General features: G+C 60.7%; 18 protein-coding genes and 1 pseudogene. 11 read left to right on the top strand and 8 right to left on the bottom strand.

The features are described 5' to 3' along the window. Positions 1-8: 8 nt before the first annotated feature. The 3 genes from GV818_RS12050 to GV818_RS12040 form a co-directional block, all read right to left on the bottom strand. On the bottom strand, positions 9-602 hold the full coding sequence (locus tag GV818_RS12050) for an HAD family hydrolase (protein ID WP_161776646.1): 594 nt from the start codon (positions 600-602) through the stop codon (positions 9-11). Then, entirely contained in the window at positions 599-1,468 is an 870-nt protein-coding gene (tesB, locus tag GV818_RS12045; protein WP_161756488.1) for an acyl-CoA thioesterase II, read from the bottom strand. Before tesB ends, GV818_RS12050 begins: the two co-directional genes overlap by 4 nt. A 103-nt stretch (positions 1,469-1,571) precedes the next feature. Further along, entirely contained in the window at positions 1,572-2,141 is a 570-nt protein-coding gene (locus GV818_RS12040) for a GNAT family N-acetyltransferase (protein ID WP_161756489.1), read from the bottom strand. 75 nt (positions 2,142-2,216) lie between these two features. Here GV818_RS12040 and GV818_RS12035 point away from each other — a divergent pair, with 75 nt between their 5' ends. The 5 genes and pseudogenes from GV818_RS12035 to GV818_RS12020 all read left to right on the top strand — a co-directional run bounded on the left by GV818_RS12035 (position 2,217) and on the right by GV818_RS12020 (position 7,022). Beyond that, positions 2,217-3,137, top strand: coding sequence for a histone deacetylase family protein (locus tag GV818_RS12035; protein ID WP_161776645.1), 921 nt, complete (start codon positions 2,217-2,219; stop codon positions 3,135-3,137). A gap of 303 nt (positions 3,138-3,440) precedes the next feature. Continuing rightward, a pseudogene (locus GV818_RS34420) lies at positions 3,441-3,892 on the top strand (hypothetical protein); the annotation flags it as partial. A gap of 512 nt (positions 3,893-4,404) precedes the next feature. Then, positions 4,405-5,418, top strand: a complete 1,014-nt coding sequence (gene galE / locus GV818_RS12030) for a UDP-glucose 4-epimerase GalE (RefSeq protein ID WP_161776644.1) — start codon at positions 4,405-4,407, stop codon at positions 5,416-5,418. Positions 5,419-5,435: 17 nt separating this feature from the next. Beyond that, the gene (locus GV818_RS12025; RefSeq protein ID WP_161756492.1) at positions 5,436-5,678 is read left to right on the top strand and encodes a glycosyltransferase family 4 protein; all 243 of its coding nucleotides are present in this window, start codon (positions 5,436-5,438) and stop codon (positions 5,676-5,678) included. Positions 5,679-5,789: 111 nt separating this feature from the next. Then, positions 5,790-7,022 carry a TIGR03862 family flavoprotein gene (locus tag GV818_RS12020; RefSeq protein ID WP_161756493.1) on the top strand — a complete coding sequence of 411 codons (1,233 nt, stop codon included), beginning with the start codon at positions 5,790-5,792 and terminating at the stop codon, positions 7,020-7,022. A gap of 45 nt (positions 7,023-7,067) precedes the next feature. On the opposite strand, the gene GV818_RS12015 is transcribed toward GV818_RS12020, so the two are convergent. Next, positions 7,068-8,399: a DEAD/DEAH box helicase gene (locus GV818_RS12015; RefSeq protein WP_161756494.1), complete on the bottom strand. Its 1,332-nt coding sequence runs from the start codon at positions 8,397-8,399 to the stop codon at positions 7,068-7,070. Positions 8,400-8,708: 309 nt separating this feature from the next. Between GV818_RS12015 and GV818_RS12010 the strand changes: the two genes are divergently transcribed. Together GV818_RS12010 and GV818_RS12005 are read left to right on the top strand one after the other, a co-directional pair. After that, on the top strand, positions 8,709-11,930 hold the full coding sequence (locus GV818_RS12010) for a discoidin domain-containing protein (RefSeq protein WP_256679462.1): 3,222 nt from the start codon (positions 8,709-8,711) through the stop codon (positions 11,928-11,930). A 287-nt stretch (positions 11,931-12,217) separates the two neighbouring features. After that, a complete protein-coding gene (locus tag GV818_RS12005; RefSeq protein ID WP_161776643.1) occupies positions 12,218-13,258 on the top strand; it encodes an alpha/beta hydrolase family protein in 1,041 nt (346 codons plus the stop codon). A 26-nt stretch (positions 13,259-13,284) separates the two neighbouring features. On the opposite strand, the gene yedA is transcribed toward GV818_RS12005, so the two are convergent. Further along, positions 13,285-14,196 carry a drug/metabolite exporter YedA gene (gene yedA, locus GV818_RS12000; protein WP_161776642.1) on the bottom strand — a complete coding sequence of 304 codons (912 nt, stop codon included), beginning with the start codon at positions 14,194-14,196 and terminating at the stop codon, positions 13,285-13,287. Between the two features lie 164 nt (positions 14,197-14,360). Here yedA and GV818_RS11995 point away from each other — a divergent pair, with 164 nt between their 5' ends. Beyond that, positions 14,361-14,813, top strand: a complete 453-nt coding sequence (locus tag GV818_RS11995; protein ID WP_161756497.1) for an Lrp/AsnC family transcriptional regulator — start codon at positions 14,361-14,363, stop codon at positions 14,811-14,813. A gap of 237 nt (positions 14,814-15,050) precedes the next feature. Here GV818_RS11995 and GV818_RS11990 read toward each other — a convergent pair whose 3' ends face one another. The 3 genes from GV818_RS11990 to GV818_RS11980 all read right to left on the bottom strand — a co-directional run bounded on the left by GV818_RS11990 (position 15,051) and on the right by GV818_RS11980 (position 17,068). After that, complete coding sequence (locus GV818_RS11990) at positions 15,051-15,662, bottom strand: 3'-5' exonuclease (protein ID WP_161756498.1); 612 nt, start codon at positions 15,660-15,662, stop codon at positions 15,051-15,053. A 27-nt stretch (positions 15,663-15,689) separates the two neighbouring features. Beyond that, complete coding sequence (locus GV818_RS11985) at positions 15,690-16,169, bottom strand: NYN domain-containing protein (RefSeq protein ID WP_060841231.1); 480 nt, start codon at positions 16,167-16,169, stop codon at positions 15,690-15,692. A 137-nt stretch (positions 16,170-16,306) separates the two neighbouring features. Continuing rightward, complete coding sequence (locus GV818_RS11980) at positions 16,307-17,068, bottom strand: DUF2076 domain-containing protein (protein WP_161776641.1); 762 nt, start codon at positions 17,066-17,068, stop codon at positions 16,307-16,309. A 179-nt stretch (positions 17,069-17,247) separates the two neighbouring features. Here GV818_RS11980 and GV818_RS11975 point away from each other — a divergent pair, with 179 nt between their 5' ends. The 3 genes from GV818_RS11975 (at position 17,248) to GV818_RS11965 (ending at position 22,260) form a co-directional block, all read left to right on the top strand. Further along, the gene (locus tag GV818_RS11975; RefSeq protein ID WP_161756500.1) at positions 17,248-17,910 is read left to right on the top strand and encodes a YciC family protein; all 663 of its coding nucleotides are present in this window, start codon (positions 17,248-17,250) and stop codon (positions 17,908-17,910) included. 88 nt (positions 17,911-17,998) lie between these two features. After that, complete coding sequence (locus GV818_RS11970) at positions 17,999-19,075, top strand: endonuclease/exonuclease/phosphatase family protein (RefSeq protein ID WP_161756501.1); 1,077 nt, start codon at positions 17,999-18,001, stop codon at positions 19,073-19,075. A 305-nt stretch (positions 19,076-19,380) separates the two neighbouring features. Next, the gene (locus GV818_RS11965) at positions 19,381-22,260 is read left to right on the top strand and encodes an autotransporter domain-containing protein (protein ID WP_161776661.1); all 2,880 of its coding nucleotides are present in this window, start codon (positions 19,381-19,383) and stop codon (positions 22,258-22,260) included. Positions 22,261-22,470: the final 210 nt, after the last annotated feature.

The raw sequence follows: 22,470 nt of genomic DNA, 5'->3' as shown, positions 1-22,470 counted from the left end.
GAAGGCCCTCAGGCCGAAAGCAACCCACGCAACTGCGCGCAATCCTGCGCATGCCAGTCGGTCAGCTCCGGCCATGGATTGTCCGGCAGGTTCACCAGCACGGTACGGGTTCCCGCTGCACGCCCGCAGTCCAGGTCAAAACGATAATCACCAACCATGACCATTCGCTCCGGTGCCACATCCCAGGCTTGGGCCAGCTTCAACAAACCACCGGGATGGGGTTTGGGCGGTGCCTCGTCACGCCCCAGTACATCCGCCTCGGCAAAGCAGTCTGCCAGGCCGATGGCCTCCAGGGTTACGTGGGCCAACTCCCGAGCATTGCGGGTCAGGATGCCCAGCCGATAACCGCGTGCGGCCAGGTCACGTACCAGCTCTACCGCACCCGGCGCCGGGCGTGAACCCAGCGCCAGTTCGCGCTCATGCTGCAACAGCCATGCGTGCTTGGCTGCGGACTCAGCCGCCGGCAACGCCGCCAGATGCGTGAGGATGTCCTCCTCAGGAGGAATCGACAGTGCCTGACGAATCGCCGCGAAGTCATGCACGGCAATGGTCAGGGTGCCGTCCATGTCGAACACCCAATGTTCTATGTCTGAAAGACTCATGCCCAATCCTTGCGATGACGGATCAACCCTTCCTGAGTCACCGAGGCTACCAGCTGACCGGCACGGTTGAACACGCTGCCCCGGGAAAAGCCTCGGGAATTACCAGCCCAGGGACTGTCCATGGCGTACAGCAGCCAGTCGTCGGCGCGCAGGTTACCGTGGAACCACAGGGCGTGGTCGAGGCTGGCGACTTGCATATCCTTCTGCCACACCGACTTGCCATGCGGCAGCATCGAAGTGGTCAGCAGGCCGAAGTCTGAGGCGTAGGCCAACAGGTACTTGTGCAAAGCCGGACTATCGGCCAAGGCGCCATCGGCGCGAAACCAGACGTACTTCACCGGGTCCATCGGCTGTGGGTTGTAGGGATCCTTCTCGGTCACCGGGCGCACTTCGATGGGTTTGGGGCACAGCAGTTTTTCACGCATGTGCTCGGGAATCAGGTGCGCGCGCTGGGTGGTGATTTCCAGCTCGGAAGGCAGGTTTTCCGGCCCCACTACCTGCGGCATGCTGTTCTGGTGCTCGAAGCCTTGTTCGTCGTACTGGAAAGAGGCGCTGCAAGTGAAGATCGGGTTGCCCTTCTGGATCGCCGTCACCCGCCGGGTGCTGAAACTGCCACCGTCGCGCACCCGGTCCACCTGGTACACCACCGGCAAGGCGGCATCCCCCGGACGCAGGAAATAACCGTGCATGGAGTGCACATGGCGCGCCTCCTCCACCGTCTGACTGGCCGCGGACAACGACTGGCCGAGCACCTGGCCGCCAAACAGCTGGCGAAAACCGAGGTCCTGGCTGCGACCGCGAAACAGGTTTTCTTCGATGGCTTCCAGGGTCAACAGATCGACCAGGTCATCCAACACATGACTCATTCAGACTCTCCTCACACAGAGCAAAACCGCGCAATCTCGGCTGCGGCGGTGACTTCAATTGGGGCCAGCTATCTCGTCGGCACATTCTAAACGTGCGCGCCTGCTATCCATGCAAGGTTTCCAGCCATTGTTCACGGGTAATTCGGTACAGCACATGCTCGCGCAGCGGATGATCGCTGGCGAGGTTCGGATGGGCGAAATCCTCCTCGGCGGCGTGGTGCATGCCGATGGCCTGCATGACCTTCTGCGACGGCAGATTGGCCCGGGTGGTAAAGGCCACTACCTCGTCCAGGGCCAGGCGGTCGAAGCCGCAACGCAAGGCAGTCCAGGCCGCCTCGCTGGCATAACCCAGGCCCCAGTGCTCGCGAGCCAGGCGCCAGGCGATTTCCACTGCCGGGGTGAACGACGCCTCGAAACCGACGACGCCCAGGCCGGTAAAACCGATGAAAGCACCAGTGTCCTTACGCTCGAGGGCCCAGACCCCGAAGCCGTGCTCGGCAAAATGCCCGCGTACCCGCCCGATCAGCGCGGCACTTTCCAGACGACTCAAGGGCGCGGGAAAGTAGCGCATCACCTGTGGATCGGCACACATTGCCGCAAATGCCGGCAAATCGTCGTCGCGCCATTGGCGCAGCAACAGGCGCGCGCTCTCGAGTTGCAATATCGGCTCCATCGGTGCCCTCCGTTTCCATGGGTGCAAGTCTACATCGCTGGTAGGATCGTTTACGGGTTCATCTAAGAAAATGCCATGCCATTGCCACTGATTTATCACGACGACTACAGCCCCGAATTTCCGCCGGAACACCGCTTCCCCATGGATAAGTTCCGCTTGCTGCGCGATCACCTGGTGGACAGCGGCCTGACCCGGGACGCCGACCTGCTGCGCCCGCAACTCTGCCCTCCGGAGGTCCTGGCCCTGGCTCACGACCCCGGCTATATCGAACGCTACATGAGTGGCGAGTTATCCCGGGAAGACCAACGGCGCCTCGGCCTGCCCTGGAGCGAAGCCCTGGCCCGGCGCACCGTGCGCGCCGTCGGCGGTTCACTACTGGCCGCCGAACAGGCACTGGAACATGGCCTGGCCTGCCACTTGGCCGGCGGCACCCATCACGCCCATTACGACTATCCGGCGGGGTTCTGCATCTTCAACGACCTGGCGGTGATCAGCCATTACCTGCTGCAAAGCGGGCGCGTAGGACGAGTGCTGATATTCGACTGCGACGTGCATCAAGGCGATGGCACCGCGCGGATCCTGCAACATACCCCTGATGCGGTGACCGTCTCGTTGCACTGCGAAAAGAACTTCCCTGCGCGCAAGGCCCAGAGCGACTGGGACATCCCTCTGCCGATGGGCATGGGCGACGCCGACTACCTCAACGTGGTGGATGACACCCTCAACTACCTGCTGCCCCTGTACCAACCGGACCTGGTGCTGTACGACGCCGGGGTCGACGTGCATCAGGATGATGCCCTGGGCTACCTCAAACTTACCGATGCCGGCGTAGCCGAGCGCGACGAAAGAGTCATGCGCCATTGCCTGGGCCGCGACATCCCGGTGGTCGGCGTGATCGGCGGCGGCTACAGCAAGGACCGCCAGGCCCTGGCCCGTCGCCACGGCATCCTTCACCACAGTGCACAGCGGGTCTGGGAAACGTCAGGGTGCTACTGAGCGCCCTCATCCTTACCCACATCCACTGTGGAACCGCTTGTGGATAACCTGGGAGAAAGCTTCTACAGCCTTTGTTCCACGGGGCCCCGAGGCTATCGCCTGTTTTTTGATCAGTGACATCAGACGGTCATGGAGTTGTGGATCGCTTACCCCCAATCCCTGTGGAACCGCCTGTGGATAACCTGCGTGAAAGGCTCTGGAGCCGTTGTTCTGCAAGGCCTGCAGAACGGTGGATGTTTTTTGATCAGGGGGGCGACGCACCTCCCTAGTGTTTTTCGACACCCACACTGGTTGCCAGATAACGGTTTGCTCGATAAGCCAGGCTGGGGCCGTCAACCTTTTTTGCCCCTCGAAGCTGCGCGTCGTGTCCTTGAGCAAGTCGCTCAACCGCACATCGGTAAACCTCGATGGATCGGCAGGAGCATGACCCAGTCGCACGATCATGTACGTCATGGCACCGTGACGCTGCTCACGACCCTGGACTCTCTTCAGAGACCGTCGACCAGGAATATTGAAATCAACATTGGCATCAGCAGCGGCTGGAGTTTCTCAAGAGGATCCATCGAGAAACACCCAAGCCTCTCCAACTGCACTGGTTCGCCAAAAACTACGCCCCTCACAAGCACCCCACTATGAGAGCGTCGCTGGAAAAACATAAACGCTTGCACATGCATTCCACCCCAACTTCCAGCTAGTGGATGAACATGATCGGGCACTTTTTCCGGAATATCACTGTGTATCTACGTGAGGCTACGGGCTTACAGGCCAATGGGTAAATCATTTAGAGAAATAACACTAGTGATGGGGTAAAAGCCCGCCGGCCTAGACGAAATATCCCCCAAGGCACCATTATGGGAATCTTGATCTATACCAAGGGCGCCAGGCGCCAACATAGACAAGTTACTCAGATATAAAAACCACTCCCCCCCACAACGCCATGATTTATCGAAAATAATTAATTATTAAACCCAACGAATATAACGCCAGTTTCAAGTCTGAGATTACGGCTTGCGGCCAAGATTAAAACACTTGGGAGTCAAGTGGAAAAACATAGACGTAGTGCTGTTCGACTACAGAACACACAGCGGAGCCTCACACAAAAACTGTTGGGTTATGCCGAAGCGATAGGATTGACAGCACTAGATTTTTCTGAATAAAAGCATTAAAAACCCATTGGCAGTGTTGTATCATTTTTCAAAATCCACCATCAGATCCAGATAATACTGCGACCGGATTGTCAGTACTCACTTGAAGCAGGCTCATAACTATGCGGTTCTTAATAACTGGCGGTGCAGGGTATATTGGTTCACACACGTTGCTGGAGTTGCTTCAGGCAGGCCACGAGGCGGTGGTTCTGGATAACCTGTGCAATAGTTCAATGCTCTCGCTACAGCGCGTTCAACAAATAACCGGTGGCACCCCTGTATTTGTTCAAGGTGATGTTTGCGACCGCGCCCTCCTCGATCGTATTTTTTCCCAGTACGAGATTGATGTGGTATTGCACTTCGCTGGTCTGAAAGCCGTCGGAGAGAGCGTAAAACAACCCTTGTCCTACTATCAGAACAACGTTAGTGGCAGCATCACCTTGTGCCAGGCCATGGCCGCAGCAGGCATCTACCGCCTGGTGTTCAGCTCCTCCGCCACAGTGTACGGCGACCCAGTGCAGATACCGATTGTCGAGAGCTGCCCGCTGGGAACACCTACCAACCCCTATGGCACCTCCAAGTTAATGGTAGAGAAGATGCTGCAGGATATGGCAGCCGCTGACCCACGCTGGTCAGTTGCCCTGTTGCGCTACTTCAATCCGGTGGGTGCACACCAGAGTGGACTTCTGGGCGAGGACCCAAACGGCCTGCCGGAAAACCTATTGCCCTACATAAGCCGTGTCGCAGTGGGAAAACTCGAAAGACTTTCCATCTATGGCAACGACTATCCGACCCCCGATGGCACCGGTGTTCGGGACTACATTCATGTAGTTGATCTTGCCAAAGGGCACATAGCAGCCGTGAACTACATTTCCCAGCACACCGGTATCAATGCCTGGAACCTCGGGACCGGGGTGGGTTACTCAGTACTGGAAATGATCCGAGCATTCGAGGAAGCCTCTGGCTGCAGCATTCCCTACACACTCTCCCCACGTCGCCAGGGCGACATTGCACAATGCTGGTCAACCCCGTCCAAGGCACTTCACGATCTGGGCTGGAAGGCAGAACTCGGGTTGAAGGAGATGATGGAGGATACGTGGCGTTGGCAGTCGAATAACCCAGATGGGTACCGGTAGCTTTAAATGAAAAACAGTTGGTTGAAGATGGGCCGGTGGTGCACCCAGGACATGTCTCCAATGTCGTGGGTAGCGCTGTGATTACCACAGACGTGCCAGATTGCGGTTCAGCAGTCATTGATCTCGCAGAAAAGATGCTCTTCATCATCGAGCACCCCGAGCGTCTGGAAAGAATGGGCCAGGAAAGCTATCGCATCGCACAGGAAAAATTTGATGCACAAGAGGTCAATCAACGACTGCTGAACCTGTTGGATATCTGATGATGAATCCCATCGCATGCGTCTCACGCCAATGGCCGACAACTCATCCAGCAGACGCTGTTCCCGAGCATTGCTTACAATAGCCACCCCTCCCATTCTCTAGGCTTTCTGATGTCCCCCTCCTCTACTTCCCACGTCGCGGTTATCGGTGGCGGCCCCGCTGGTCTGATGGCCGCCGAGGTACTGAGCCAGGCTGGAATCCGGGTTGACCTGTACGACGCCATGCCTTCGGTGGGCCGTAAATTCCTCCTGGCCGGAGTCGGTGGCATGAACATCACCCACTCCGAAGCCTACCCGGCCTTTCTCGCCCACTACGCCGAACGGGCACCGTACATCGCCCCGCTGCTGCGCGAATTCGGTGCCGAGGCGCTGTGCCAGTGGATTCATGACCTGGGCATCGAAACCTTTGTCGGCAGCTCCGGGCGGGTGTTTCCCACCGATATGAAGGCTGCGCCGCTGCTGCGCGCCTGGCTCAAGCGCCTGCGAGATACCGGCGTGGTGATCCACACCCGTCACCGCTGGCTGGGCTGGGATGCCGACGGCAGCCTGCGCATCCAGCACGCCGAGGGTGAAAGCGCGATACAGGCAGATGGGGTTCTGCTGGCATTGGGCGGCGGCAGTTGGGCACGCCTGGGTTCCGACGGGGCCTGGCTGCCCTTGCTGGAACAGCGCGGTGTGCAGGTTGCGCCGTTGCAACCGAGCAACTGTGGTTTTGAGGTCAGCGCCTGGAGCGAGTTGCTACGCAGCAAATTCGCCGGGGCTCCACTGAAGAACGTGGCCATCGGCCTTGGCGACGACGTGCCGCGGCTGGGTGAGTGCGTGATCACCGCCAGTGGCATCGAGGGCAGCCTGATCTATGCGCTGTCGGCGCCGATTCGCGATGCGATCAATCAACATGGCCAGGCGACTATTCATATCGACCTGCTGCCGAGCAAACCCCAGGACAAGGTCCTGGCCGCCCTAGCCAAACCTCGCGGCTCACGGTCGATGGCCAAGCACTTGCAGAGCCAGTTAGGTATCGAAGGCGTGAAAGCCGCGTTGCTGCGTGAGCTGACGCCAGCAGCAACCTTCAACGATCCGGCGCTCCTGGCAGCGGCGATCAAGGCACTGCCCTTGACGCTGGTAAAGACCCGCCCGCTGGACGAGGCCATCAGTAGCGCTGGTGGCGTGCCTTTTGAGGCTCTCGACGAAGGCCTGATGCTCCAGCAACTGCCAGGCGTATTTTGCGCGGGGGAAATGCTCGACTGGGAAGCGCCGACCGGCGGCTACCTGCTGACCGCCTGCTTTGCCAGTGGGCGCCGGGCCGGGCTGGGGATGCTGCAGTGGTTGCGCCATAGGCCATAAACAGCTTCGCCGGCAAGCCGGCGAAGGGTTCAACGGGATTTCAGATCAAGGCTTGCGCTTGCGCGGCCCGGTGTTGAACACCGGGACCTTGCGCACCGGCTTCACCGCAGGCGCTTCGGCCACTTCACCGCTGTCCACCCACTTGCCCAGGTTGCGCTTGCCGCCACCAGAGGTTTTCGGCTTCTTGGGTTTCTTCGGCTTCTTGAGTACCTGACCACTGGCGTCGGTTTCCGGTACCCGGTGCTCGGGTTCGAAATCCTGTTCTTCGTGGCGCGTCAGGGTCTGGCGAGTGAGCATCTCGATCGCCGACAGCAGGTTGACCTCGTCAGCACAGACCAGGGAAATCGCCTCGCCGGTGGACCCGGCACGCCCGGTACGACCAATGCGGTGGATGTAGTCCTCGGCCACGATCGGCAAATCGAAGTTGACCACCAGCGGCAGGTCTTCGATGTCCAGGCCGCGGGCCGCCACATCGGTGGCCACCAGGATCTGGATCTCGCTGGCCTTGAACCGGTCCAGGGCGCGCTGGCGAGTGGCCTGGGGCTTGTCGCCGTGGATGCCGTCGGCATTCACGCCCTGGCCCTGGAGTTTTTCTACCAGTGCATCCACGCCGTTACGGGTCTTGGCGAACACCAACACCTGTTTCCAGCGGTTCTTACGCAGCAGGTGACTGAACAGCTCCGGCTTGCGCTTCTTGTCCACCGTCACCACCCATTGCTTGACCGTATTGGCGGCCACGTTACGCGGGCTGACTTCGATGCTCAGGGGGTCATTGAGCATTTGCCCGGCCAACAGGCGGATGGCATCGGAGAAGGTTGCGGAGAACAGCAGAGTCTGACGCTTTTTCGGCAGGGCGGCATAGATATCCTTGAGCTCCTCGGAGAAGCCCAGGTCGAGCATGCGGTCGGCTTCATCCAGCACCAGAGTCTGTAGCTGGCTGAATTTCACCGCATTCTGCCGGTAAAGGTCCAGCAGGCGGCCCGGAGTTGCCACCAGCAAGTCGATGCCTTTGCGCAGCTTCATCATCTGCGGGTTGATGCTGACCCCGCCGTACACCGCATAGGTGCGCAGCGGCAGGTGCTCGGCGTACTGGCGTACGCTTTCGTGAACCTGCTCGGCCAGCTCGCGGGTCGGCACCAGTATCAGTGCACGCACCGAATTGCTCTCGACCTTCGGCCCTTCCATGGTCAGCAATTGCAACAGCGGCAGGGCGAAACCCGCGGTCTTGCCAGTACCGGTCTGGGCTGCGGCCATCAGGTCGCGACCGGCCAACACCGCTGGAATGGCCTGGGCCTGGACCGGCGTCGGGGTCTGGTAGCCGAGGGTTTCAAGGGCACGCAGCAAGGGTTCGATCAGGCCAAGAGTGGCGAATGTCATGGGGGTACCGTAGGAAAGATTCAGCGCAGGGACGCAATGGGCGGCAGTTTACCTGAATTTCTCGAGGTTGCTCCGACCCTCGCGTTGCCACCCATCCGCGTCAGGAGCCCCTATATCTGCGGTATTGGGCTCGATAAAAACAAGTTCCCTAGGACCGGTACGAAAAGCCCGGCCTGCGATGTACGACGTCGATTCCCCTGCCTATGATCCCCCCGCCGGCACAACTCCTTATCCACATCATCAACGCGGACGCTTCAATGCGCCTGTTCGTAAGGTCTTGCGCCGCGTTGCAACAATCCAGGAATGGTTATGCCGAGCTTCAGATTGAACGCCCTGTCCCGTGCCACCCGCCTTTGGGTCGCCGGCCTGGGGACTGCTGTTTTACTGCCACTGAGCGGTCTGGCACTGGCCAGCGAAGAGTCTGCCAATACCACGCAATCGCGCAGTGAAAACGTGATCAGCGGGCACTTCATCAACATCCAGGCGCTAAACAACAACCCCAACCAGCGCAGCACCAGCGAAGTCGGGACCGAGTTGCTATTGCAGGAAACCGGGATGCGCATTCGCCGCCTGATCCCAGAGCAGAACGACACCTTCAAGGATCTCAAGGTCATGACCGGCCAGCTCGAGGGTCGTGCCCGCTCGCTCAACGCACCGGGAGAAATGATCCTGGTCACCCGTGGCGATGGCAGTTTTATCGCCCTTCTGCCAGACGCCGGCGCGATCATTCGTGGCCACGCCAGTGGCGAACAGTCGATGATCCGTTCTGAAGATCGCCTGGGCCAGCCTGGAGGCGGCAGCGATTCTGAAGAAATCAGCATCGAGGAGACCGTCCACGAGCTGGAAACCCTGAGCGGCCAACGCAGCCTGCAGCTCAACCGCAACGCCCAGGGTGAGACCGTCATCGACGTGTTGGCCGGTTTCTCACAAGTAGCGGTCAACTACATCGGCGATCACGAAGCCTATGCCCTGGGCCAGATCGCGACGGTCAACAGAGCCTTGAAACAATCCCAGGTTCAAGGCGTACGCCTGCGCCTGGTAGGCACCCAGGTGATTCCCGGCGACTACCCGATTACCGCAAGCTCCGACGGAACCCTGGGCCAGGTCAGCACCCTGTTCGCCGAAGGCATGAAGCGGTACAGCCCGGATCTTGTGGCCGCCTTCGTCAAAGGTACCCCAGGGGTGGACACCGCCTTGGCCTGGGGCTATGTCGGTGGACGCTATACCGTCAACGCCATTAGCTCATCCGCGGCCTTCCGCCACGAGATCGGCCACAACGCCGGGGGCCATCACTGCTCCGATGGCAGCAGCTATAAATTCGGCCACAACAACGGCACCGTCGGCAGCATCTTGTGCGGCAACCACATCGGCTATTACTCCAACCCCGATGTGAAAGACATCCGCGGCGTGCCTGTAGGGGATGCGCGCACCGCCAACATGGCCCGGGTATGGCGCGAAAACGCGGCGAAGATGTCCGCCTATAGCCCTGCCGTCGTGCCCCTGGCCGAAGAGCAGGCGAGCAAGATCCTCGAGCAGAAGATCGACCTGGAGGCAAAACAGTGGCGCTACTTCCCGATCGATGTTGCGCCCGGCACCGAGCGCCTGGTGTTCATGGTCACCAATGGCCAACGTACCGAATACACGGGGAACACCCAGCTGCTGATCAAGTACGGAACCCAACCGAGCCTCAGCGCCTACGACTATCGCTCCCAGGAAAACTCAGGCCCGTCCTTGGCGGTCAACACTCCTCGTGCCGGCCGCTGGTACCTGGCCCTGCGCACGAACAACAATAAAACCGCCTCCGACCTGGTTCTGGAAGGCTTCAGCTATGCGCAGCGGAGTGAAACCGCCCAGGCCCGCTACCTGAAACTGGTAGCCGCTTCCTCGGTGGATGGCAAGGACAATGCCAGCGTGGCGGAATTGCTACTGGCCGACGCCAAGGGCCAATCGCTGCCGCGTGACAGCTGGCGCATCCACTCCACCAGCAGTGCCGGAACCGGCCTGGTCATGGGCGACCAGGCCATCGACGGCAACCCCAAGACCTACTGGAGCTCGGCCGCGAACGCACGCTATCCCCATGAAATCATCATTGATCTGGGGGCCGAACGCCGCTTCTCGCAACTACATTACCTGCCTCGCCAGGACGCGGGCCAAACGGGCAACATCAAGGGCTACCAGGTCTACGGCAGCAACAGCCCGAGCGGCGCCTGGGACTTGCTCGCCGACGGCGAGTTCAACGCTGACAACGAGGTCAAGGCTGCTTCGCTGAAACCTGTGGAAGCGGGTAAATCACCGATAGCCGTAATCAGTGGCAAGACCGAGGCCAATGCCGGCGACAAGATCGTCCTGGACGCCTCCGCCTCCAGCGATCCGCAAGGCAATGCCTTGAGCTTCGCCTGGGAAGCGTCGCCCAAGCTGGACTTCAGCTTCGACGGTTCAAGCGTGTCGTTTATCGCGCCAGAGCTGGCTGAAGATACTCGCTATCGTTTCACCCTGACCCTGAGCAACGGCAAGCTGAGCAGTACCCGGACCCACGAAATACGGGTCAAGGGCAAGGCCGCCACCAGCAGCTGCAAGGCTGAGTGGAAAGTCGGCGGAATCTACGTGACCAACGATGTGGTGCAGTGGAAAAGTCGTCAGTACCAGGCTCGTTGGTGGACTTCAGGCAGCGAACCGGGCAACCCAGCCTTCACCGGCCCTGATGGCGGCGGCAAGGTTTGGCGCGACCTCGGCCCCTGCCAGGGCGGCGGGGATAAACCGACCGAGCCACCGGTGGAAACGCTCAAGCCTCCCGTAGCGATCATTGGCGGCGCAACCGAGGCCAAGCCTGGTGAGATGGTCTACCTCAACGCGACGGCCTCCAGTGACCCGGCCGGCCTGAACCTGAGCTACAGCTGGAAAGTCAGCCCCAGCGTCGGTTTCGAAGCCGCGGGCACCCTGATGAAGTTCGTCGCCCCGCAAGTCGACCAGGACGTCGTCTATCGGGTCAGCCTGACGGTGAGCAACGGCAAGCAGAGTGCGACTCGCGAGCATAACGTCAAGGTCATGGCCGATGCCCCCGCAGTGGTCAAGCCACCCGTGGCGACCATTAGCGGTGCTGTCCAGGCCAAGGGCGGCGAGTCGGTCATCCTGGACGCCTCCGGCTCCAGCGATCCGGCCGGGCTGGCCTTGAGCTACCGCTGGAGCGTAACCCCAAATGTGGCCTTCCAGGCGTCGGGAGCCAAGCTGAGTTTCATCGCCCCCAAGCAGGACAAGGACACCAGCTACCGCTTCAGCCTGACCCTGGACAACGGCAAGCACAGCGTGATCCGGGACCACAGCGTAATGGTGCTGGCCGAAGAGCCGATTCCGCCAGCGGGATGCCAGGGCCCCTGGAGCGCAGGCGCGATCTATGTGACAGGTAACAAGGTCAGCCACGACGGGCGCTACTACATCGCACGCTGGTGGACCCGTGGCACTCAACCGAACAGCAGCACCGTCGGCCCGGACAACAGCGGCAAGGTCTGGCGCGACGGCGGTCCTTGCAACTGAAGACACCTGACGAGCGATCCCAGGATCGCTCGCCAGTCCCGAAAACCTGAAGCTGCGGCAAGGGGCCGGAACACTGGCACGCCCCCTTGACTGCTGCTGGCAATTGATCCGCCCTCCTCAAGGCGCGCCAGGCATGGCGCGCCCCTTCTTCAACAGTCCCTGGCAAACAGGCTTAGGCTCGCCAAGATAAACCTCGCTCGCCTCCAATCCTGATTCGCATTAATCTCACGCTCGCCACCCCGGCACGTTCGCCAGCGGCGCACGAATACTTTCCGACGGAGATTTCAATGCTCAAGACTGCCCTGTCCGCATGGATGCTAGCGGGCCTTTCAATCGCCAGTGCGCAGGCCGCCGAGAGCATCGGTTTCCGCGAAATCGAGCTGGCCCAGTCACCCGACAACCGAGCACTGCATGTCGCCCTCTGGTACCCGACGGCCACCACTGAGCCCGTTGTCTCGACCGGGGAAAACCAGGTGTTCTATGGGGTACCGGCCATCCGCGATGCACCGCTTACCCAGCAGCCACATCCTTTAGTGGTCCTGTCCCATGGTTATCGCGGCAATTGGCGAAACCTCAGCTGGCTGGCGGCGGACCTGGTGCGCCAGGGATATGTGGTCGCCGCCCCCAACCACCCGGGCACAACCACGTTCGACACACGCTCGGAAGAGGCGGCAAGACTCTGGGAACGCCCCCGCGATCTCAGCCGAGTCATCGACCAGTTGACCCAGAACCCAGCCCTGGCTGGCCCTGTCCAAGGTGATCGGATCGCGGCCATCGGCCACTCGCTGGGAGGCTGGACCGTCACCGCGCTGGCCGGCGCACGCTACAGTGCGCAACGTTTGCAGGAGGAATGCCAGCTGCACCCGAACCCGAGGATCTGCGGCTTGGCCCCAGAAATGGGCATAGTCCCTGAACAGCAATCGCTCCTTGGCCAGGACCTGCGGGATCCACGGGTCAAGGCCTTCGTCTCGCTCGACCTGGGGTTCGCCCGTGGCTTCACTGCACAGAGCCTGGCGAGCATCGAGCACCCGCTACTGGTCCTGGGTGCGGGGGTTGATATCAATGGTGACCTGCCGTTCCAGATGGAGTCGGCCCACCTGGCCGCCCAGCTCCCTCAGGACCGGGTGAACAGTGAGAAAATCGCCGACGCCAGCCACTTCAGCTTCATGCAGAACTGCAAGCCGGGGGCCGTCGCTCTTCTCAAGAAAGAGGCGCCGGGTGACGAAATCATCTGCCAGGACGGTGACGGGCGCAGCCGTGAGGCGATTCACCAGCAGGTCGCCGACACCGTCAGCGCCTTCCTGGCCAAGGCAATCCCGCCGCAATAATCGGCCCAGCACCTGACCCGAGCGGGTCAGGCGCTTTCCTGGACTACCACTTTCGACTTGGACTTGCGCCACTGGGGCAGGCCGATCAGCACCACCGCGCTGATGATCACCACCATGGCCACGGCCTCTTCGATGCCGATGGTTTCGCCGATAAACACGATGCCCAGCAGCACCGCGACAGCCGGGTTGACGTAGGCGTAGCTGGTAGCCGCGGCCGGACGCACATGCTTGAGCAGGTACATGTAGGCATTGAATGCGATGATCGAGCCGAAGCCGATCAAGTAGAGCAGGGCCAACCAGCCTTCCAGCGGCGGTACCGCTTCCAGGCGCTCACCACTCAGGGCGCTGCCAATCAGCAGCACCACGCCACCCACCAGCATCTCCGCGGCGCTGGCCATGGCGCCCTGGGGCAGTGGCAGGTGCTTGCTCCATACCGAACCGAACGCCCAGGCTGCCGCGGCGAACAGCAACAAGCCCGCGCCCAGTGGACTGGACTGCAGATTGGAACCCAGGTTGAGCATGCCGATGCCAATCATCCCGAGCATGATCCCGGCCCACTCCAGGCGGGTGTTGCGTGCGCCCCAGAAATAACCACAGAGCAAGGTGAACAAAGGCACGGTGGCCACTGCCAATGCGGCGACCCCGGAGGTGACACCACTATGCTCAGCCACGGTCACTGCGCCATTGCCGCAGCTAAGCAGCAGAATGCCAATCATGCCCGCCGCCTTCCACTGCGCCCAGGTCGGTGCCGGTACTCCGCGCCAGCGCAGGAAGGCGTACATCAGGCCACCGGCGATCACGAAACGGATGCCCCCCAGCATCAACGGAGGCCAGTACTCGACACCAATCCGGATCACCAGGTAGGTCGAGCCCCAGATCACGTACAGAGCAAAGAAGGCAGCAATCAGGGGCAGCGGAAAACGACTTTGGCCAGGCATGGGAACGGCTCGAAGGCAGGCATGAGGGGAGATCTATTCTAAAAAGCCGGTCAACGGAAATTAAGTTACAAAACCTGTTTATAAGACCCATACACTTTTCAAAACATGGAGATCAAGGCTATATACCGTGCTTTCGAAAGTCAGCCTGGGTTTGGGAGTTTTCCATGGACAAGTACGACCGCATGCTCCTCGCCGCGCTGCTGGAAAACGGCCGGGCGAGTTATGCCGAGCTGGCCCGCAAGGTCAATCTTTCGGCGCCGGCTGTGGCCGAGCGCGTGGCCAAGCTCGAAGCCGGCGGAGTGATCACCGGCTACCAGGCCAAGGTCGACATGAGCAAGCTGGGGCTGCCGATCCAGTGCGTGATCGAACTGCGCCTGGCCCAGCATGGCAACCAGAAGGCCTATGACGAACTGGTTCGGATTCCACAGCTCACCGAATGCCACCGGGTCACCGGCGATCCCTGCGTAATCATGCAAGCGGCGGTGGGCTCGATGCCGGAACTGGAGGAGTTGATCAACCGTGTGGCCCAGTTCGGTTTCAGCAAGACCTCTATCGTGCTGTCCAGTGCCATCGAGCGGCGCGTGCCCTTGGGACAGCTGGAGAACCTCGATAAATGATCCGCCCCGGCTCACCGCCGGCGACCCTCTTACCCCCAATCCTTGGGGAGCCGCCTGTGGATAACCTGAGCAAAAGCCTCTGCAGCCTTGAGCACGCAAGACCTCCAGAGAACTGGCTATTTTTTGATCAATCGTAACCGTAGAAACCTGACGACTGCAGACACACCGAAACCTTGTGGACCAGACACGCCAAAAACAAGGCTCAAGCCAGCGACAAAGGCTACCGTGGAAAAGCGTTCAACAACCGCGATGGCGCTTGAGGTGCTCGGGCACCTTGGCCGCCGGGACTTTCTGCAGCTTGCACAGAAAATCATGGGACAGCGCCTGCATGCCATGCTTGTGCCTTAGCTCTGTCGCCAGGTGCGCCACCAGGTTGGCGGCCATTTCGGCATCGGCCATGGCCCGGTGAGCCTGGCCGGTGTGAGGCAAGCCGGCATAGGAGGTCAAGGTGCCGAGCTTGTGGTTCGGCGCCGCCGGCATCAGGCGCCGGGCCAGCAGCAGGGAACAGGCGAAATTTTGCAGGCGGGTGCGCTTGATCCGTCCCAGTTCGAAATCCCAGAACTTCTGGTCGAAGGCCGCGTTGTGCGCCAGCAAGGGCGTGGTGCCGACAAACTCGTTGACCTCGTTCATCACCTGTTCTGCCGGTGGGGCGCTGCGCAGCATGGCATTGCTGATACCGGTCAACTGTTCGATGAACCCCGGCACACGCACGCCGGCATTCATCAGGCTCTGGTAACGCTCGACGATGCGCCCCTGTTCAAGGATCACCACGGCGATTTCCGTGGCCCGGCAACTGCTGCTCGGGGAAATCCCGGTGGTTTCAAAGTCGATGACCGCAATGCGTTCCAAACCTGTCCTGCTCCGTATAAATATTGATCAGCTTTTCAGCAGCAAGGCGCCTTCGATCGGCACATAGCGAGTGGCCGCGCGAATCAGTGAATTGGCCGTCAGGCCCGGCACCCCGTAGGCCACCGCGCTGACCCCGTGCTTGTGGATGATGCGCTCCAGCAGCAGGTCGAAATCACCGTCGCCGGAAGCCAGCACCACTTCGTCGACCTGGGCGGCGGCGTCCATGATGTCGATGGTGATACCCACGTCCCAGTCACCCTTGGCCGAACCATCGCTGCGCTGGATGTAGGGCTTGAGCTTTACCGTGAAGCCCAGGTTGCGCAGGATCTGCTGAAACTGCTGCTGCTTGCTGTCACCGCGATCGATGGCATAGGCATAGGCTTCGACAATCTGCCCCTGTTTGCTGATATCCGCCCACAGGGCTGCGTAGTTGAAGTGACAACCATAAGCCTGGCGGACGGTGTAATAGAGGTTCTGGACATCGGCGAACACAGCGATTTTTTTCACCGCTAATCCTCATGGCGCAGCAGCGCAGGGGCTGGATCGGGCCTCAGGCCCCGAAAAGTCGCCCAGTATGCCAGTCACAAGGATTGTTCCGCGAATAATCGGTCCGGAGCAGGCAACTGCCCCGGACCGACGGTGCGTCAGACGAAGGAGTCGTCGTCGGAGAACAGCGAGCTGTCGTCGTTGTCGTAGTCGGCGTTATTGAAGCTGCCCTGATCGTTGTTGCCCCAGGAGTCGTTGTTGGCCAGGCGCTGATCGTCATTGCCCCAGCCGCTGTTGTCACTGGCCGGAGCCGGTTCTTCCTTGATGACTTCGACGACTTCCTGGGGCTGCTGGTTGCTGTGGAACAGGCTGCTGATACCCTGCGCCAGCATCACCCCACCGGCGACTCCGGCAGCGGTTTTCAACGCGCCGCCGAGGAAGCCACCGCCTGCTGCGGCTGGCGCCTGCTGAGGCGCATAGTTCTGCTGTGGCGCCGCGAAGTTCTGCTGCGGTGGCGCACTAAAGGACGGCCGCGCGGGTTCGCGCCAGCCACCGCCGGAGGATGGCGCAGCGCTCGGGGCAGGAGCCGGCTGCGACTCGCGGGAACCACCGAAGATGCTCGACAGGAAACCGCCCCCCGAAGCCGGCGCCGGCGTCGCGGCCTGGGACCTGGCCTGTTGCAGTTCTGCCTGCAGTTGCTGGACTTGCTGACTCAGTTGCTTGTTCTGCTCGTCGAGGCTCTTGAGAGCAGCCTCTTGCACCAGGATCGCCTGGGTCATGAAATACCCGGCGGCAGGCTGGCGGGTCAGGTGCTCCTTGATCCGCGCCTCGGCCTGGGCATCACGCGGGGCTGAATCCGTTTCGGCTTGCTGCAACCGTGAAAACAGTCCATCGATCAGGCTTTGCTCTTCGTTGTTCATGGCGACCTCTTTAGATTGCCGGTAGAAATCTGGTCCGCGGCCCCAAGAAGCTGCGGTACGCACCAGTTATGGGGCTGATGCGACGACTTTCAATGGTCTTTACCCAAGGTTTACGTTTGCTCCAAAGGCGCCGGCATCGGTTAAAGTGTGCAACCGCTTCGTCAACTGCGATCCCATCGATGAATCCGTTAGCTGTTCTCCGCGACTCCCTGTATTTCTTCCAGCGCAACCTCGGCCGGATCGCCCAGCTGTGCCTGCCGCTGGTGATTCTTGAGGCGCTGCTGCAACAAGGGCTGAGCAGTGCCCTGGGCGCGGATGCCTTTCCCGGCTACAACGTGGTGGTGGGCCTGCTGGTGTATCCGCTGTACACCGGCGCGCTGATCCTGTTTCTCGATGCCCGCACCCGGGGTGAATCGCCACGTACCCGCGACCTGCTGGCCATGGCCCTGACCTTGTGGCCGCGTTTTGCACTGCTGACGGCGGTCAGCACCCTGCTGATCCTGCTGGGACTGTCGCTGTATTTCCTGCCGGGGCTGTTTCTGATGGTGGTGCTGGCCTTCTCCGAGTACCTGCTGGTACTCAAGGGCATGGCGCCCCTGGCCGCCATCGGTGAGAGCCTGCGCCTCAGCCGTGGGCATTTCCTGCGGATCCTGGTGTGCATCCTCTGTGTGATGACGCCGTTGTGGCTGCTCAAAGGCGTCAGCGAAGCGGCCTATCCCGAGCCACTCAACCCGCTCCTGTCCCTGGCCATGGACAGCACCTACAGCTTCCTGCAGCTGTTCACCAGCGTGGTGCTGTTCCGCCTGTTCATGCTTATCAGCGAGCAGCCGGACAAGCGCTGACTCAGCCTGCGGCCGCTCTGCCCCTTGGGTGACGGCCGCGCTCTCGGTTATGCTCCGGTGCAATCCTGCAACGCCATAAGCCGAGCCGATGATCCGTCTACTTCGCGTTACCCTGCTGAGCCTGCTGCTGATCGGTGCACTGCTGAGCGGCCTGATCTACAGCCTGACCTGGCGCCCGGAAGCCAAGGAAAGCCTGACCGTCAGTTGCAGCGCCAAGGCCGCGCCCCTGGTACCCGGGCAGGCGCTGAAAGTGCTGACCTGGAACCTGCAATACCTGGCGGGCAAGCGCTACGTGTTCTGGAACGACCAGCTCCAGGGTGAGGATGAACGTCCGACCCTCGAAGACATGGCCTTCAGCCTCGACGAAGTGGCCCGGGTGATCCGTGACGAACAGCCGGACCTGGTCCTGCTGCAGGAAGTCGACAACGGCGCCAAGGCCAGCGCCTACCAGGATCAGTTCAAGCTCCTGCAGGAACGTCTCGCCGATCTCTACCCCTGCAGCACCCAGGCTTATGACTGGAAAGCCGACTTCGTCCCCTCCCCGCACATTTTTGGCAGCGTCGGCCGGCAACTGGCGACCCTCAGCCGCTACCGCATCGAACACGCCGAGCGCCTGCAACTGCCTGTGACTCCGGGCCACCTCATCAGCCGTCAGTTCCAGCCCAAGGACGCCTTGTTGCTGAGTTACTTGCCGTTGAGCGATGGCGGCCAACTGGTGGTGGTGAACACCCACCTGGAGCGCGCGCGCAAGGTCGAAGACACCCAACAGAAACAAGTTGCGGCCATCATCAAGGTGCTGGACAAACTGGAGAGCCGCGGCACGCCCTGGGTGATTGGCGGCGATTTCAACCTGCTGCCCCTGGGCCAGTATCAGCGTCTGAGCGAAGTACATCGCGCGCCCTACAGCGCCGACAGCCCGCTGCATCTGCTGTGGGACAAGTACCCGATGATCCCCAGCAACACCCAGGCCAGTGGCGTCGACCGCGCGCGCTGGCTGACCCACTACCCCAACGACCCAAGCCTTGACGGCCCGGACCGCACGGTGGACTACCTGTTCTACAGCCCACTCGTGAAGCGGGTTGAATCCCGGGTGCGCCAGGACGACACCTTGCGCATCTCCGACCACTTGCCGGTGCTCGCGCGCTTCCTGCTACCGGCCCTGTAGCGGCTGCCGAGCCCGCCAGCAGATCCAATGAACCATTACCCACGAAAAGGGGGAGAAGTACACCAATGCCCCTGCACGAATAACAGGACGACAAGCATGCTCGGCCTGCAACAAAGATGGTCGAGTAGCGCAATGACGCTGCCTGGTTGAATCCCAATGCGCTATCACGAGCGCTACTGCAGAGCGCCCCCTCGCTCGTGCCCGCTCGGGCAGTGCTCAGATTTGCTCAGTTTTAAACCCTGCCCTATCGATTAGATTCCCGCGGTCATTTCTCACACGGCTGCGAAGCCACATCGAGGAGCAGTATGAACCGTGCATTTCGCATTATCTGGAGTCACACCCGCCAAGCGTTTGTGGTCGCGGATAAGCTCGCCAGCGCACACGGTAACCACAGTAGCGCACGCCTGCTTCTGATCGCAGCAGGCACCAGCTGTTTGGCCTTGGCGAACTCAGGCATGGTGCTGGCTCAAGAGCGTTGCACAACCATGGAAGTGGAGATTTCCGACAATGGCTCCGGGAACGACAGCTGCAAACTCCACTCATCCGGACAAGGTAGTGTTGAGGTCAATGCCACACTGATGAAAATCGGTGGTGATGCCATCACCGCTCCCAACGGCTTCAACGTCATCACCAATAACGGCACGGTATTGGGTAACGGAATCGGTTCCGGCATCAACCTGACGGGTAATAGCACTGGCTACAAAATCGTAAACCAGCAGGACTCGACAATCCAAGGTGGAAAAAACGGCATAGCCCTCTCCAATGGCTACCGTCTGAGGTCGTTGATTAACGCAGGCCAAATCGTCAGCTACAACATCAAGGGGGCAGGCGTATCGATCGATAATGCGTCCATAGGCTTCCTCCACAATCAGGCGACAGGCAGCATTTCCAACGCCAATTCTGGCAACGCCATATACCTGATTAATAACGCCTTGATCCTCGACAGCTTGGTCAACGACGGAGAAATCAGCAGCAATGGCGGCTACGCGGCGATCTATGGCAATTCGAGTGGCATCGGTCATGACCTGCTCAACAATGGGCGCATTACCAACCTTGGCGATGGCAACCAATCCGCGATCGAGCTTAACGGCTTCACTATTGGCGGCAGTCTGGTCAATGCCAAGAATGCCGTGATCGATGGCGGAGAAGGCGCGATCCGGCTTACAGGCAGCACCATTACCGGCACTCTGGACAACCAGGGATTGCTTAATAGCCGTGGCGCGACTGCGAGTGTTTCCCTTGATAAAAGCCATGTCGACAGCATCCGCAACACAGGAACCATTCAAGGTCTAGTGACGGGTCTGCGCCTTGAAAGCAGCACCACAAACAGCATCACCAACGAGTCAGGCGCCACCATTAACGGCGACTATTCCGGCTTGCTGATCAACAGCGGCTCCAGCGTTGGCTCGCTCACCAACAGCGGTCGCATTGAAGGCAGTGTCTACGCGGTCTACGTCGGGTCCGAAAAGGCTACCACCCTGAGCAATATTGACATTGAGGGTATCGACACCGCCGCCTTCCTGGGCGATGTGCAGGCCAAGGGGACCGATGTCACGATCAAGTCCGGCGCGGTGTTCAGTAACCACAATGCCTTCGAGGTGCAGAGATTCACGGTGGAAAAGGGAGCCACCTTCAACCTGGGTGCCAGCACATCCACGAGCGGAATGGCTGAGGGTATTTACGTCAGCAATGGCTTGCAAAACAATGGCACTCTCGCCCTCGCCAGCGGCGTGACCGGTACCGTACATGGCGCCTATACCCAGACCTCCGACGGCACCCTGAAAATTGGTGTAGCCAACGAAAAAACCTATGGCAGGCTGGTGGTGGATGGCATCGCGACCCTGCCCAGCAACGCCAGAATTGCGGTCGATGTTAGCAACCCTGGCTACAGCTTCAGTGCCAAGACCCTGCAGGACGTCCTCAGCGCCGGAACACTGGTCAGCGATGGCACCTTCTCCGTCACCGATAACTCCCTGTTGTTCAACTTCGGCGCTGTCAAAGACGCCAACACTGTCGACTTGACCCTGGTCGCCGCAGGAGGCACAAGTGACCCGAGCGGAGCAAACCGCACCGGACTTGTGGAAGAAATCGTCCGTAACCGGGGTAACAGCCCGGCAGTCGGTGCCGCCCAGGTGCTTGACCACGCCTTCACCAGCAATCCCACTGGCGAACTGGCCAAGCACTTCGTCGGCCTGACCAACGCACGGGACGTCTCCGACGCCGTCACTCAAACCCTGCCCACCGTCGCCGGAAACGCCAACAATGCCACCCGGGGTACCTTGGCCAGCATCAACCGCGTGGTCCAGGCACGTCAGGAAAGTAACAGCGGCCTCTCCTCCGGCGACGCGGTACAGGCCGAGAACAATCTGTGGATCAAGCCTTTCGGCTCCTGGGCCGAACAGGACGAGCGCAGTGGTATCTCCGGTTACAGCGCCAGCACCCAGGGAATGGCCATCGGCGCCGATGCCGCCGTATCCGAGTTCGCGCGCCTAGGCTTGGCCTTCGCCTATGGTCGGACCGACCTGGACAACCACTCGCACGTCGCCCCCCAAGACGCGAAGATCGATACTTACCAGTTGATCGGTTACGCCAGCTACGCCCTGACGCCCGAAACCGAGTTGAACTTCCAGCTCGATGGCGGCCAGAACCGCTCCGAGGGCAAGCGCCACATGCCGTTCGCGGACGCCACCGCCACAGCAGACTACAACGGCTATAACGTCCACGCCGGACTTGGCATTGGTCGTACCCTTCGCCTCTCAGAACAGCTGAGCTTTGTACCTTCGGCACGCGCCGACTACACCTGGATCGGCACCGAGGCATACCGTGAAAAGGGTGCCGGCGCGCTGAACCTGAACGTCGACAGCAACGACAGCGAAGAACTGCTGCTTGGCGTCGACGGCAAGTTCAACTATTTACTCAGCGATGCCACCGTACTCAACGCCAACCTGGGCGCCGGTTACGATGTGATCGACGCAGGTAGTTCCATCACCTCGGCCTACGCCGGGGCTCCAGGTGCGGCCTTCCACACCAAGGGCATGGACATTGAACCTTGGCTGGCCCGCACCGGTCTGGGCCTGACTCACACCCTGGACAACGGCACCGAAGTCAGCCTGCGCTATGATGCCGAGGCGCGTAGCGGCTTCACCAACCAGGGCGCTTCGATCAAGGCCCGATGGGCCCTCTGATTCGCTCAAGCGCAGAGAAAGAGGCCACACCCCACGCAGTGGCCTTTTTCTCTGGCAACACGCACCGGATGTGCTCGAAGTTCATCTGGTGGGAAAGCGAACGTTGACGGGGACGGTGCAATCCGCCCCCAGTCAAAGCATCCGAGCAGCGCTGGACTATACCTTCACACTCGATTTCAACTGCAGTGCGGGCAGCATCCCTTGAGGCAG

This window comes from Pseudomonas sp. Fl4BN1 (assembly GCF_009908285.1).
Taxonomy (GTDB): domain Bacteria; phylum Pseudomonadota; class Gammaproteobacteria; order Pseudomonadales; family Pseudomonadaceae; genus Aquipseudomonas.
This window is presented reverse-complemented; position numbering and strand designations above follow the sequence as displayed.